Origin of the sequence: Arthrobacter sp. MYb221 (genome assembly GCF_002979835.1) — a bacterium.
Taxonomy (GTDB): Bacteria; Actinomycetota; Actinomycetes; order Actinomycetales; family Micrococcaceae; genus Glutamicibacter.
Genome location: NZ_PCPW01000003.1, coordinates 294,677 through 307,425, shown reverse-complemented (window position 1 = coordinate 307,425; position 12,749 = coordinate 294,677). Strand labels below are relative to the sequence as shown.

The window sequence follows — 12,749 nt, the reverse complement described above, 5'->3', positions numbered from 1 at the left end:
GGGTTAAAGTAATTCGGCGCGGTTCCCGCTTTGGGGAACCGCACCGTATACGTCAGATGAATGCTAACTTATCGACAGATAACCCATCGCTAGCTGGTTAGGCTTTGGGCTCTTCCGATTGGCCTAGCGGCAGGTCCACCGAGGCCTCGGTGTCTTCCGAGGGCGAGGCGGGTATCTCTGAACCTTCCACGGTGATATGTACCGCGAGAACATCGTCGATGGGGGAGAGCCCGCCCTTGGCGTCTTCTCCCGAGGTCTTGCTCACTACGCTGATGCCGCCTTCTTCATGCACGGCCCAAACAACGTACTGTTCAGAATCATCAAGTGGTGGCAGAGCAGTCAGTTCGACGCCTAGCGCATTCTCCTGCTTGGAGGTACTGATGGTCGCCTGACCGCCGCTATTGAGTTCAACTACCTCTGTGAGCACATCATCGGCCTTTGCGGCTTTAGAAGATTTCGTCTCGCTATTGAGCAAGGAAAAGGTCACGAGGGCCAAGACGACCACGATTACCAAACCAATCACTGCGAAGATCCAGCGTTTTGGCCGTGCGCTCCGTTCCGCACGAGAGCTGTGGGCCACTTGACTGACTAGGTCCAGACCCAGATTTTCGTCCTGAGGCTCGTCGCGGTGCTGCGAAGGGCTACCGTTCATTGTTTTGGAATCTCCCGAGAAGTCGTCGGTTTTGTCGGAATGCACGCCTGCGCGAACATACTCAAAAGCTTACTTTATAAAGATTGGGTAAAGCTGTGTACTTGGCCCGATTGGGCTGGTATTTTAGGCTCCTGCAAAACCGTTCTGCCGCCAAGCCTCAAAGGCGACAACGGAAGCGGCATTGGCAAGGTTCAGCGATCGGCGCCCCGGCAACATCGGCAATCGGACCAGATCGGTCACCCGTTCGTGGGCTTTATCTGCGGCGCTAAGCCCCACCGATTCCTTACCGAACATGAGAATGTCACTTGGGACATAGCCCACCTCGGTGTACAGCGTGTCGCCATCGGAACTGAACGCAAAAACACGACCCTCGCCCAACGACGCGAGGGCTTCTTCGAGGTTTTCGTGTACGGTGACCACCGCTAGATCGTGGTAGTCCAACCCCGCACGACGCAGGTTGGCGTCTTCAAAGTTGAAGCCCAAGGGCTTCACTAAATGAAGTTCGGCACCGGTGATTGCGGCTAGGCGGATGGCATTCCCGGAGTTGCCGGGAATTTCGGGAGCATTGAAAAGAATACGGAACACATTTAACAGTTTAAGCTCTCGGAGCAGTAAAACTGGTAATCAGTACATTCCGCCTAAGACTCGGGACAGTACCGAACGGTCAACAATGTTCGGGGAAGGGCCTGATCCGAGGAAGAGTTTCAGTTCGCGGATGAGTCCTGCCGCATTGAGCACGTTGGGCGTGGAGGCCAGCGCCGGATCGGCCCTGCGGTGATATTCGATGACCGGCTCGTGGGGATTGCCCTGGCTCGAAAGGACCAACGTGAAAGCGACGACATTCATCTGCATGAATGCGCGTTGCATCCCGGTGATGTTCAAGGCCGGGGGCTGCGTCATTTTATTTCCATGACGCAATACGTTCCCATCAAATGCGTAATAGCCCTCGGGAAGCGTCATCGTGTTGACGATCGCCATACGATATCCGGCGGTCAACACATGGTCATAGTGCCCGCCGCCGGGTGCCTGCAAGCCATTGACCAGCCGGGCCGCAGGCAGCACGTTGAGCACGTTTTTGCTGAGCATGCTGATCGTCTGTGCTTCTCGGGTAAGCCTGGAACGGGAATTGAACAGCCCGCGCTTTCGTGGCTCACCGTGGCTTCGTTGAATCGAGTGGGCCCTATCCAGCAAACCAAAGGAGTCGTCATCGAGACGAGGGACGTATTCGGTAGCTAGCTGGGCCTTGGGCTGTTGCGGTGAGGTGCGCAGCTTTTCATCGTACTGGCGGGCGGAGGTTCCGGCGCGTGGTGCTTGGCCGGGGGACTGGAAAGACCTATCAAAGCTTGAACGGCTTCGATCATCCGACAGCGTCTGAAATGCCTGTTGGACGTCTTTGAACTCGTCGGCGCTACCTCCCAGATCCGGGTGTGACGCGCGAGCAGCCTTCCGATACGCAACCTTGATCTCTTCGAAAGTTGCCGTCCGGGGCACGCCAAGAATTTCGTAGGGACTTGGCGAACTCATGATACGGACGAATCCTCTCGGTTAAGGCAATTCCCCGCGGCCGGTGCCGCGCGATCAAGTGCCAATTAGAACATTTTACCTTCCATGATTGGGAGTTGGCTTTTCAAACCCGAGCGTTTGCTGGGTATTCTCTATCCGTATGGTGCCCTCCGTGAAATATCAGCACATTCGCATAGTCTTCCATCCGAGCTCGGGCAAGGGTTTGGCAATGCGACGGGTCGAAGAGCTGGAAGCCCGGCTCGAGGCTCACGGTATTCAATCAGACAGGTTGAATACCGCACATCTCCAAGGGCGAGAATTCGGAAAAGCCTTGGCAACAGCCGATGCCGTAGTAGTCATCGGCGGAGACGGACTAATACACCACACCATCCAGTATCTTGCAGGGAAGAACATTCCAATGGGGATCATTCCGGCAGGCAGCGGCAACGACACCTGGCGAATGTACGGCGCACGATCGGCGGAAGAAACGATCCAACAGGTGGTTAGCTTTCTGGCCGGAGGGGCAGCAGGGACCCCGATCGATTTGCTCCAGCTGCGATTTGCCAATGACCTGCCACGAACTACGCTTGCCGTGGGCGCGGTGTCGTGGGGATTCGAAGGACAGGTTAACCGGCGAGCCAATGGTTTGCCACGCCGCCTAGGCGCGCTGCGCTATATTCTCGGACTGCTGCTGTGCCTCCCCACACTTCGCGCGTACCCCACCGAAATTCAGGCTCAGGAACTTGAATTCAAGGGTTCGGTCTTTGCGGCAAGTATTGCGAATATCAAGTCGCTTGGCGGTGGGATTAAGCTTTTCCCGCACGCGGACTACGCAGATGGATTGGCCGATATCGTGCTGGTGAAGGGCCCGCTATTGCTACCGGTGTTGCCTTTTGTAGGTCATATTCTGCGCGGAAAGACTCACCGGCACCAACTGTCCACCAGGAGCGCACATGTAGTTGTGCGAACCAGGCAGGAAAGTTATGCGGACGGGGAGCTTATTGGACAGGGTGATTTTGAGCTGACCGTGCTCGACGGGGCGCTGACGCTTATTCCGGGCGCCGATAATCGCAAAAGAGCATAGATTCCTCCTCGAACAGCGAATGGATTTTCATCGCAAGGGCCGCCTGCCGTGGACCGTGCGCTATGCGCTGTCCAGACCCCGCCAACAGCATCGGCGAATAGCTCACGCACATCGAGTCGAGACGATCGGCGGCGATGAATTGGCCAAGCAAATGCGGGCCACCCTCGGCATGTATGAAACCCAGCCCTCTGGCTAGCAGATCGGCAACGATTTCCTGCGGGTCACAACCCCGGTCTGCTTCGGCAACTTCAACCAATTCGACATGCGAAGCGAAGCGACTGCGGTGCTCCTCGGTGACTTGAACGCTGGTGAAGACCAGCACCGGGACGGGGCTTAGCGTGAACACCTCGTCATCGGGCTCCAGATGCAGCCCGTGCGAAACGATCGCCAGGACCGGTTGCGCGGACAAGCCCCGGGCTTCACGCCAGGAAATGTCCTCATCACCGATCAGCGCCCCCGCGTACCCTTCGGCGCGGACGGTGCCGGCACCGACCAGGATGACATCAGCCAAGCGTCGCAACAAACTAAAGATCCGCCCATCGCCCGCGCTGCCCAACCCGCCGGACAGCCCATCGCTCTGGGCGCTACCGTCGATGCTTGAAACGAAATTGAAGCGCACAAAGGGACGTTGCGACGCGGCGTAACGCTCCAAAAGGTAGGTATCGCCAACTTCGGGCATATTGCTGGGTAGCAGTTCACGCATGGCTCGGGTCCTATCGGCTGGCTTCACGTTCGGGATGGGCAGGGGGATTGACCTCGCCCATGTTGTGGATCTGGTAGGCAGGGTCCCGCCACCCCTGTGCCGCTTCTATCAGCCGGACGGTTTGCACGGATTCGGCGATATTGTGCATCCGGATGATCCGCGCCCCACCCATCACGCACATGGTTGCCGCCACCATGGAACCGACAAGACGTTCGGGTTTGGGCAGGTCCAAGGTTTCACCGATGAAATCCTTATTGGATACCGCCGCGAGGGCCGGGTATCCCAATGCGGCGATGGCCTCAAAATTCGCGGTCAGATCCAGGGTGTGCCGGGTGTTCTTATTTAGGTCGTGCCCCGGATCAATGATGATCTTTGACGCGTGGATTCCTGAGTCCAGTGCCAGCTGGACCTTTTGCGCCAGATAGTCGCGCACTTCGGTAACCACATTCTGGTACTGCGGGCGGGGATAGACGGTGCGTGGTTTCGCCAACGAATGAGTCAGCACCAGATGCACATTGTTTCGGGCAACAATTTGAGCCATCTCGGGGTAGGCCAGCCCGGTGGTGTCGTTGATGACATCCGCTCCGGCATTGATCGCGGCTTGGGCAACTTCCGGGAGGAACGTGTCGGCGGAAATCACCACATCACTTTGTTTGCGTACCGCTTCGATCACCGGAACCACACGTGCGGCTTCTTCCTCCCAGGGGAGCTCCGGGCCGGGCGAAAACGGTACGCCGCCGATATCAATCCAGTCCGCTCCGGCCTGCACCGCACGCATCGCCGAGGAGACTGCGTCGTCCAAACCGAAGGTGGACCCGGCATCATAGAAAGAATCCGGGGTGCGGTTGATCACTGCCATCACCGCGATGGTCCGCGAGAAATCTATGCTCCGACGCGAAAAGTGGTGAATCGGAACCTGCAACTCGGGTAAAAACATCGACCTGGTCTCCCTTGATTCGCGGTCGTGCCGCTGCGCATTGCTTTGTTCATTCATATCACCCGCTCGCGACCTGATGCGGGATATGTCTGGATGCTGGTTAGGCTTGTACTATGCAGTTCTCCCATGTCTCAGCCACCCAGGGCCAATGGATCATTGATTCCTGCGCCACCGCCGACCAACTGACGGTAGTCGCGCAAGTGCCCGTGGGTTACGAACGCTACGCACGGATCTTGCATCCGGCCTATGACGAGTTTGACCAGCCGGTGAAGTGGGGGACCGTGGCTAGCAGCCGCGGCCATATCCTCACCGCAGCAGATCTCTTCGAAACTGTCGCCGGCTGGGATGCCCAGGGCAACCCGGCAGCCGAGGATGCCTGGGAAGAGACCGACCTGCCGGTAGACGAGTTGCCTGTAGAGCAGTGGCAGGCGCTGGTGAAGCAGCTCCGCGCGGCAACTGAGCAGGAAAAGTTCGTGGTCGGCCTTTGGGGAGGCTATGCCTTCATTGAAGGTGGCGAACGCATCCAGATCGAGAACGAACCCGATCCGGAGCTCAGCGACGAAGAAAACCAGGCCGCTCACGCCGCCGCGCTCGCCGAGGCGCAACGTCCTGCCTTCGCACCGGAGGTGCTCACGACGCCGGCGCTTGAACTAGGCGGCGGTTACCGAAACTACCGGCTCTTCGAAGTGGATGGCGAATTTTTGGCGCAGCCGCTTTGGGCGACGACGGTCGAAGGTCCGCAGCGTCAACGCCCGGCCTTGGCTTTTCCCGAAGACCGCAGCTGGATGCTGTCTACCGAACCTTATGATGACTGCACGCTGATCGGTGGCTCGGCCGAGCTTATCGAGGCAATTTTGCGCGATCCGTTGCTGGAAGCCATTGAAGTCGGGCAATTCACACGTATTGGCCATTCAAACTAGGCAGGGAAAGCTCGTACCATTAAGACGATGACTAATTCCGCCGTATACCTCGATCACGCGGCAACTACCGACCTCAACCCGGCGGCGTTGTCGGCCATGACCGAGCAATTCGCCCACACCGGCAACCCCTCCTCGTTGCACGGTGCCGGTCGCCGCGCCAACCGCGTGATCGACGAGGCACGCACGAAGATCGCCGGGGTGGCAGCGGCTCATCCAACCGAAGTGATCTTTACCTCCGGCGGAACCGAATCCGATAACTTGGCGCTCAAGGGCCTGTTCTGGAATCGGACAGAGAAGAACCCGGAAGCTCGCAGCATTTTGGTGGCTGGAATTGAACACCATGCGGTGCTGGACACCGTGGCCTGGCTCGAAACCCACGAAAACGCGACGCTTCTATGGATGCCGGTCGACGCCGACGGCGTGCTGGATCTGCAGGCAGCCGAAGAGCTCATCGAGGCGAACCACGAGCGGATCGCGTTGGGCACCCTCATGTGGGCAAACAACGAGGTAGGCACCATTGAACCGATCTCCGCTTTCGTGGCCCTGGCCGCTAAGTACCAGATTCCGGTGCATTCGGACGCGGTACAGGCCTTCGGCACCGTCCCTACGGATTTTGCGGCGAGCGGTCTGGCAACCATGGCCATCAGCGCCCATAAGGTCGGCGGCCCGGTAGGAATCGGTGGCTTGCTGGTACGCCGCGACATTGTCCTGATGCCCGTCCAGCACGGTGGCGGCCATGAACGCAAACTCCGCTCTGGCACCTTGAACGCGGCGTCGGCGGCAGGGTTTGCGGCGGCGGCAACCGCGGTCCAAGCCAATTTGGATGCCGAGAGCAAACGACTCAGTGAACTTCGCGACTATGCGGTGCAGCGGATCGCGCAAAGCATCCCCGAAGCGGTGCTCAACGGTCCACGCGATGCGCTGAACGAGGGCAAACGGCTACCGGGAAACCTGCATTTCACCTTCCCAGAATGCGAGGGGGACTCCTTATTGTTCCTCTTGGACATGTTTGGGATTGCATCCTCCACCGGTTCTGCCTGTACCGCGGGCGTGCCGCAACCCTCGCACGTGCTGGTGGCCATGGGCAGGGATGCACGAAGCGCACGAAGTGTGCAACGCTTCACATTGGGGCATACATCCACGCGTGAGGACGTTGACATACTTTTAGAGGCGCTGCCCGAAGCCTATCAACGGGCAAAGAAAGCCGGTATGGCGGCAGACGAAAGCAGCATTCACACAGCAGGGACGGGTTTTACACGATGAAGGTACTAGCAGCGATGTCCGGCGGCGTCGATTCGGCAGTCGCCGCAGCACGTGCGGTCGAAGCCGGGCACGACGTAGTCGGAGTCCACCTGGCGCTCTCTCGCATGCCCGGGACCCTGCGCACCGGTTCGCGCGGCTGTTGCACGGTGGAGGACTCCAACGACGCATGGCGCGCCTGCGACAAACTGGGCATCCCCTACTACGTTTGGGATTTCTCCGATCGGTTCGCCGAGGATGTGGTCCAGGATTTCGTCGACGAGTATGAGGCCGGACGCACCCCGAACCCGTGCATGCGCTGCAACGAGAAGATCAAATTCGCGGCATTGCTGGAGAAGGCACTGGCGCTGGGCTTCGACGCGGTCTGCACCGGCCACTACGCCAAGGTATTGCGTGACGAATCGGGCAACCCGGAATTGCACCGCGCGGCGGACTGGGCCAAGGACCAGTCCTACGTGCTCGGCGTGCTCACCCACCAGCAGCTCGAGCACTGCATGTTCCCGCTGGCGGAGACCCCTTCCAAGGCCGAGGTGCGCGCCGAGGCGGAAGCCCGCGGGCTCACCGTGGCCAATAAACCCGACAGCTACGACATCTGCTTCATCCCCGACGGGGATACGCGCGGATGGCTGGCCGAGCGTATCGAAATGAAGCCGGGCGACATCGTCGATCAAGACGGAAACCAGCTCGGCGAGCACGAAGGTGCGCAGGCATTCACCGTGGGCCAACGCAAGGGCCTGCGCTTGGGACGGCCGGCATCCGACGGCAAGCCGCGCTTCGTGCTGGAAATCCGCCCGAAGGACAACAAGGTGATCGTCGGGCCCGAGGCTTTGCTTGCGGTCGATGAGCTGCGCGGCATCCGGATCTCCTGGGCCGGAGTGCCGATCCCGGCGGTGCTCGCCGGCGAAGAATTCGATTGCATGGTGCAGGTTCGTGCCCATGGCGATCCGGTGACCGCCAAGGCGCGCATGGAGCGTGCCGATGGGTCCGAGGTTTTGGTCGTTCAGCTTCCCGAGGGGATGCGCGGCGTCGCACCGGGCCAGACCATGGTCGTTTACCAGGAAACCCGTGTCCTGGGCCAGGCGACGATCGATTCGGCCCGGTCTTCTGCATGGGACCCGGCTTCGGTACTCTAGCCTTCCCACGACACCTCTTGGTGTCTACAAAATTAACTAGGTCGGCCCGAGAATCCACAAGGATTCTCGGGCCGACCTAGTTAATTTTGAGTTACCGCCGGCTATTCGTTGCCCTCGTCGACAATGCCGAACATGCGTGCGGAAATGTCTTGGTACTCCACGCGGGTCTTTCCCGTCTCCAGTTTCGGAAGCTGGGCGGGGGAGTGAATGGCGCAGTGCACGAAGTCGAAGTTCGGCCACCACTTCTTTGGACGTTCGTATTCGTCTTGCCCGCATACGATGCAGGTCAGGTGGACCCAAACCGGGCGGCTGCCGGCTTTGCGATTAGCCCGCGACTGGACCAGCCAGGCCGGCGGGTTTGCATTGAGCTCGGCAAATTCTTTTTCGCTCATTCGCGAAGGGACGCCATGGCGCTTGGCCATTTCCATGGGAATATCCAACGCAATTGCTGCGTCTCTACGTGTCATCATCGTCTCCAAGCCTAGAGTACGGGGGCATTCTTAGGTATATGTCATTGCTCTCGCGGCATTTAAAAGCATCCGAAAGCGAGGTGGAGATCACCCGGGGATGCGGCATGGGTCTCACTTTCTGCGCCGAAACCGGATAATTCATTCGCCTTTCGTGAGCTCCATCACTTAGGCTGTATGAAGCATGTGCTAACTATCACTCCGCATGTTCTACGACAGAGAAGGATTGCTCATGGCCAGCAAAAAGAACGGTATGCGACTCGCAGCTGCCGTTATCGGTATTTCCGCCATCGCGCTGACCGGTTGCACCGGTCCGTCATCAAATGACTCGGGTGACAACGGATCCGGTGAAGCCAGCAGTGCCCCCATCACCTTGGGCACGACCGATAAAGTAACGTCGCTTGACCCAGCGGCCTCTTACGACAACGGCTCGTTTATGGTCATGAACCAGATCTACCCGTTTGTGCTGAACTCGGAACCGGGCAGCCCAGACCCATCCAATGACCTGGCCGAGTCGGCCGAGTACACCAGCCCTACCGAATTCACCGTTAAGTTGAAGCCGGGATTGAAGTGGGCCAACGGAAATGATCTTGATTCGAAGGATGTGAAGTTCTCCTTCGACCGCCAGCTGGAGATCGCGGACCCCAACGGCCCATCATCGCTGTTGGGCAACATGGAATCGGTTGAAGCTCCGGACGCCACCACCGTGGTCTTCAAGCTCAAGGTTGCCGAGGACCAGACCTTCCCGCAGGTGCTCACCTCGCCGGTCGGCCCCATCGTTGACGACGAGGTCTTCCCGGCCGACGAGGTTCTCGATGACCAGAAAATCGTGGATGCCAACGCCTTCGGCGGCCAGTACATCATCGATTCCTACAACAAGAACAACCTGATTTCCTTCGCGGCGAATGAAGCCTACCAAGGCGTGCTCGGTGCACCGGCCAACTCGAAGGCAGCGATCAAGTACTACGCGGACGCGAACAACCTCAAGCTCGAGGTGCAGCAGGGCAAGATCGATGTTGCCTGGCGCTCGCTGACCCCAACGGACATTGAAGATCTGGGCAAGGAAGAGAGCCTCGCGGTCCACAAGGGCCCTGGTGGCGAGCTTCGCTACATCGTCTTCAACTTCGATTCGATGCCATTCGGCGCCAAGACCGAGGACGCTGACGAAGCCAAGTCCCTGGCGGTACGTCAGGCAGCCGCACATCTGGTAGACCGCCAGGCGATCGCCACGAACGTCTACAAGGACACCTACACACCTGCATACTCCTACGTCCCACAGGGATTCACCGGTGCGATCGAACCGTTGAAGGATATGTACGGCACCGATGGCAAGCCAGATGCTGCCAAGGCCAAGAAGGTTCTGGAAGACGCTGGCGTGGAGACCCCGGTGGAGCTCGCGCTGCAGTACAACCCGGATCACTACGGACCGAACTCGGGTGACGAGTACGCGCTAGTTGAAAAGCAGCTCGAAGCCGATGGCCTGTTCGACGTTGACTTGAAGTCGACCGAGTGGGTTACCTACCAGAAGCAGCGCGTCACCGACTACCCCGCCTACCAGCTGGGCTGGTTCCCGGACTACTCGGACGCCGACAACTACCTGTCCCCGTTCTTCGCTACCGAGAACTTCCTGTCGAACGGCTACGACAACGCGGAGGTCGATTCGCTGATCTCCGAGCAGCGCGGCCAGTCCGACGTTGCAGAGCGTACCGCCTCGATCGAGGAGCTGCAGCGAATGGTCGCCGAAGACCTGTCCACCTTGCCGCTCTTGCAAGGCTCGCAGGTGGCCGTGGCCGGCAAGGACGTTCAGGGTGTCGAAAAGACCCTGGACGCATCATTCAAGTTCCGCCTCGGTGTGCTGAGCAAGTAATCTCGACGGCACCGTAAGTACACCTAAGACCAGGGGATCTACCTCAAGTGCAGAACTTCGTGCACCAGGTAGATCCCCTTGGCATGTCCATTTCGGACCATGCGCCAAAATTCTGATCCTGATACTAAGGACAAAAGATGACAATCACGTCGCAAACGGGCGAAACTCACAGCCCGGCACCTGCGCGCAAACCAGCGAAGCAGAAGGGCGGAGGATTCCTCCGCTATCTGATTACCCGCTTCCTGTTGATCATTCCCACCGTTTTCATCCTCATCACGGTGGTCTTCTTCCTCATGCGCGTAACCGGTGACCCGATTACCGCTGCCATGGGTGGACGTCTAACTCCAGACCAGTTGGCCATACGAATTCATGAGGCCGGCTATGATCGCCCGGTTCTCATCCAGTACATCGAATACCTAGGCCAGGTGTTCACCGGAAATCTCGGACGCACCATGAGCGATAACCGTGCTGTCACCGAGGTCTTGGTGACCTATGGCGCAGCTACCTTAGAACTTGCGGTTAACGCGGTACTCGTCGCGTTGCTTGTAGGCATCCCCTTGGGTCTGGTCGCGGCAAAATTCCGTGACCGCTACCCGGATGCGGTCCTGCGCATCCTGGCGATCCTCTCCTATGCGACCCCGGTCTTCTTCGCCGGCCTGCTGCTCAAACTGATCTTCGGGGTGTGGCTGGATTGGCTCCCGATCAGCGGTCGTGCCGATTGGCAGACCGAACTTGCGCTGACCGGTCTGCAAAACCCTTCGGGCATTTATTGGCTGGATGCCCTGCGCAGCGGTAACCTGAACGCCTTCGGCGACGTAGCCGCCCACGCGGTGCTCCCGGCGTTGGCCTTGGGATTGCTGACCGGTGGGGTGTTCCTGCGTCTGGTGCGCACCAACGCGATTGGCACACTGGGACGAGAATATGTTGAAGCCGGACGTTCACGCGGCGTCAGCGAATTCCGCCTGGTTACCAAGCACGCTTACCGCCCGGCATTGATTCCCATCATCACCGTGATGGGGTTGCAGATCGCCATGCTGCTCGGCGGCGCGGTGCTCACCGAAACCACCTTCGAGTGGGCGGGGCTCGGCTTCAAGCTGGCCGAGTACCTCACCGCCCGAGACTTCGTCGCGGTACAGGGCATCGTAGTGGTGCTGGCCATTATCGTGGCGGTCACCAACTTCATTGTTGACGTCCTTGCGGCCCTGATCGACCCGAGAGTCAGGTACTAATCATGAGCATCCCTTCGATTGCCTCGGCCCGAAAGTCCTGGTTCGCCCGGCTTCCGGTCGTTTCACACCTGCGCATGTCCTCTGGTCTCCAGCGCGGCATGTTGATCGCCGGCCTTGCACTTTCGGCGTTGTTTATTTTCTCGGCCCTCTTCGCCCCGTTGATTGCTCCCTTTGATTTCGCCCAGTCATCAGATATGTCCGGCGACTTCCCGCGCCAGGCGGCTCCCGATGACAAGTTCATTTGGGGGACCACCGTCACCGGCTACGATGTCTTCTCCCGCACCATGTACGGTGCGCGAACTGCGATCTGGGTGATTATCGCCGCGGTGCTGATGTCGCTGTTCGTCGGAGTGCTGTTGGGCCTGATCTCCGGCTACCTCGGTGGCTGGTTTGACCGCATCATGGTGGTGCTCGCCGACGCGATCTACGCATTCCCGTCACTCTTGCTGGCCATCGTGATGTCCATCGTCATCTCACAGGGCCAATCGAGCCTTTGGGGCGGCATCATGGCGGCGGCAATATCCATTACCGTGGTCTTCATCCCGCAATACTTCCGCGTGGTGCGCGCCGAGGTGATGCGCCTGAAAGCCGAACCTTTCGTCGAATCGGCGCAGGTCATCGGTGCCAGCCCGTGGCGCGTGATGACCACGCACCTATTGCGCAACTCGACGCGCACCTTGCCGTTGATCTTCACCCTGAACGCCACCGAAGCGCTGTTGACGCTTGCCGGCCTGGGCTTCCTCGGATTCGGCATCGAACCGACCGCCGCGTCCGAATGGGGCTTCGACCTGAACCGCGCGATGTCCGACGCGACCAGCGGCATCTGGTGGACCGGGCTGTTCCCAGGTCTTGCCATCGTGCTCACGGTCATGGGCCTGACCCTGGTCGGCGAATCGATGAATGACCTCAACGATCCACGGCTGCGTCGTTTCAGCCGCAAGAAGGCACAACGCATCACGCAGGCAGGAGCCGCACGGTGAGTAACAATCTGAAA

The 12,749-nt window shown here is 59.3% G+C and carries 13 protein-coding genes; 7 read left to right on the top strand and 6 right to left on the bottom strand.

All coding sequences use genetic code 11. The features are described from left to right. Window positions 1–97: 97 nt before the first annotated feature. From CQ015_RS05915 to CQ015_RS05905, 3 genes are all read right to left on the bottom strand, one after another. Window positions 98–652, bottom strand: coding sequence for an anti-sigma factor (locus CQ015_RS05915; protein ID WP_146112417.1), 555 nt, complete (start codon window positions 650–652; stop codon window positions 98–100). Between the two features lie 123 nt (window positions 653–775). Continuing rightward, window positions 776–1,237: a tRNA (cytidine(34)-2'-O)-methyltransferase gene (locus tag CQ015_RS05910; RefSeq protein WP_096284632.1), complete on the bottom strand. Its 462-nt coding sequence runs from the start codon at window positions 1,235–1,237 to the stop codon at window positions 776–778. Window positions 1,238–1,276: 39 nt separating this feature from the next. Next, window positions 1,277–2,176, bottom strand: coding sequence for a J domain-containing protein (locus CQ015_RS05905; RefSeq protein WP_096284634.1), 900 nt, complete (start codon window positions 2,174–2,176; stop codon window positions 1,277–1,279). 151 nt (window positions 2,177–2,327) lie between these two features. On the opposite strand from CQ015_RS05905, the gene CQ015_RS05900 reads away from it, so the two are divergent. Beyond that, on the top strand, window positions 2,328–3,239 hold the full coding sequence (locus tag CQ015_RS05900) for a diacylglycerol kinase family protein (RefSeq protein WP_181150360.1): 912 nt from the start codon (window positions 2,328–2,330) through the stop codon (window positions 3,237–3,239). On the opposite strand, the gene CQ015_RS05895 is transcribed toward CQ015_RS05900, so the two are convergent. Both CQ015_RS05895 and folP read right to left on the bottom strand, forming a co-directional pair. Further along, the gene (locus tag CQ015_RS05895; RefSeq protein WP_105649573.1) at window positions 3,205–3,942 is read right to left on the bottom strand and encodes a dihydrofolate reductase family protein; all 738 of its coding nucleotides are present in this window, start codon (window positions 3,940–3,942) and stop codon (window positions 3,205–3,207) included. The genes CQ015_RS05900 and CQ015_RS05895 overlap by 35 nt on opposite strands. Window positions 3,943–3,952: 10 nt before the next feature. Next, window positions 3,953–4,879 (bottom strand): dihydropteroate synthase, encoded by a 927-nt coding sequence (folP, locus tag CQ015_RS05890; RefSeq protein ID WP_105568856.1) that lies wholly within the window; start codon window positions 4,877–4,879, stop codon window positions 3,953–3,955. 113 nt (window positions 4,880–4,992) lie between these two features. On the opposite strand from folP, the gene CQ015_RS05885 reads away from it, so the two are divergent. From CQ015_RS05885 to mnmA, 3 genes are read left to right on the top strand one after another with little or no spacing between them, the layout of a single operon-like run. Further along, entirely contained in the window at window positions 4,993–5,799 is an 807-nt protein-coding gene (locus CQ015_RS05885) for a hypothetical protein (protein WP_096284642.1), read from the top strand. A gap of 27 nt (window positions 5,800–5,826) precedes the next feature. Then, window positions 5,827–7,062 (top strand): cysteine desulfurase family protein, encoded by a 1,236-nt coding sequence (locus tag CQ015_RS05880; protein ID WP_096284644.1) that lies wholly within the window; start codon window positions 5,827–5,829, stop codon window positions 7,060–7,062. After that, window positions 7,059–8,192, top strand: a complete 1,134-nt coding sequence (mnmA, locus tag CQ015_RS05875) for a tRNA 2-thiouridine(34) synthase MnmA (RefSeq protein WP_105552461.1) — start codon at window positions 7,059–7,061, stop codon at window positions 8,190–8,192. The genes CQ015_RS05880 and mnmA overlap by 4 nt, the downstream gene beginning before the upstream one ends. 101 nt (window positions 8,193–8,293) lie before the next feature. Here the strand turns inward: mnmA and CQ015_RS05870 are convergent, their stop codons facing one another. Then, window positions 8,294–8,662: a hypothetical protein gene (locus CQ015_RS05870; protein ID WP_096286613.1), complete on the bottom strand. Its 369-nt coding sequence runs from the start codon at window positions 8,660–8,662 to the stop codon at window positions 8,294–8,296. Between the two features lie 229 nt (window positions 8,663–8,891). Between CQ015_RS05870 and CQ015_RS05865 the strand changes: the two genes are divergently transcribed. The 3 genes from CQ015_RS05865 (at window position 8,892) to CQ015_RS05855 (ending at window position 12,735) form a co-directional block, all read left to right on the top strand. Beyond that, entirely contained in the window at window positions 8,892–10,526 is a 1,635-nt protein-coding gene (locus CQ015_RS05865; RefSeq protein WP_105552517.1) for an ABC transporter substrate-binding protein, read from the top strand. A 137-nt stretch (window positions 10,527–10,663) separates the two neighbouring features. Beyond that, complete coding sequence (locus CQ015_RS05860; protein ID WP_105568859.1) at window positions 10,664–11,755, top strand: ABC transporter permease; 1,092 nt, start codon at window positions 10,664–10,666, stop codon at window positions 11,753–11,755. Between the two features lie 2 nt (window positions 11,756–11,757). Further along, the gene (locus CQ015_RS05855; RefSeq protein WP_105552459.1) at window positions 11,758–12,735 is read left to right on the top strand and encodes an ABC transporter permease; all 978 of its coding nucleotides are present in this window, start codon (window positions 11,758–11,760) and stop codon (window positions 12,733–12,735) included. The last annotated feature ends 14 nt before the right edge of the window (window positions 12,736–12,749 follow it).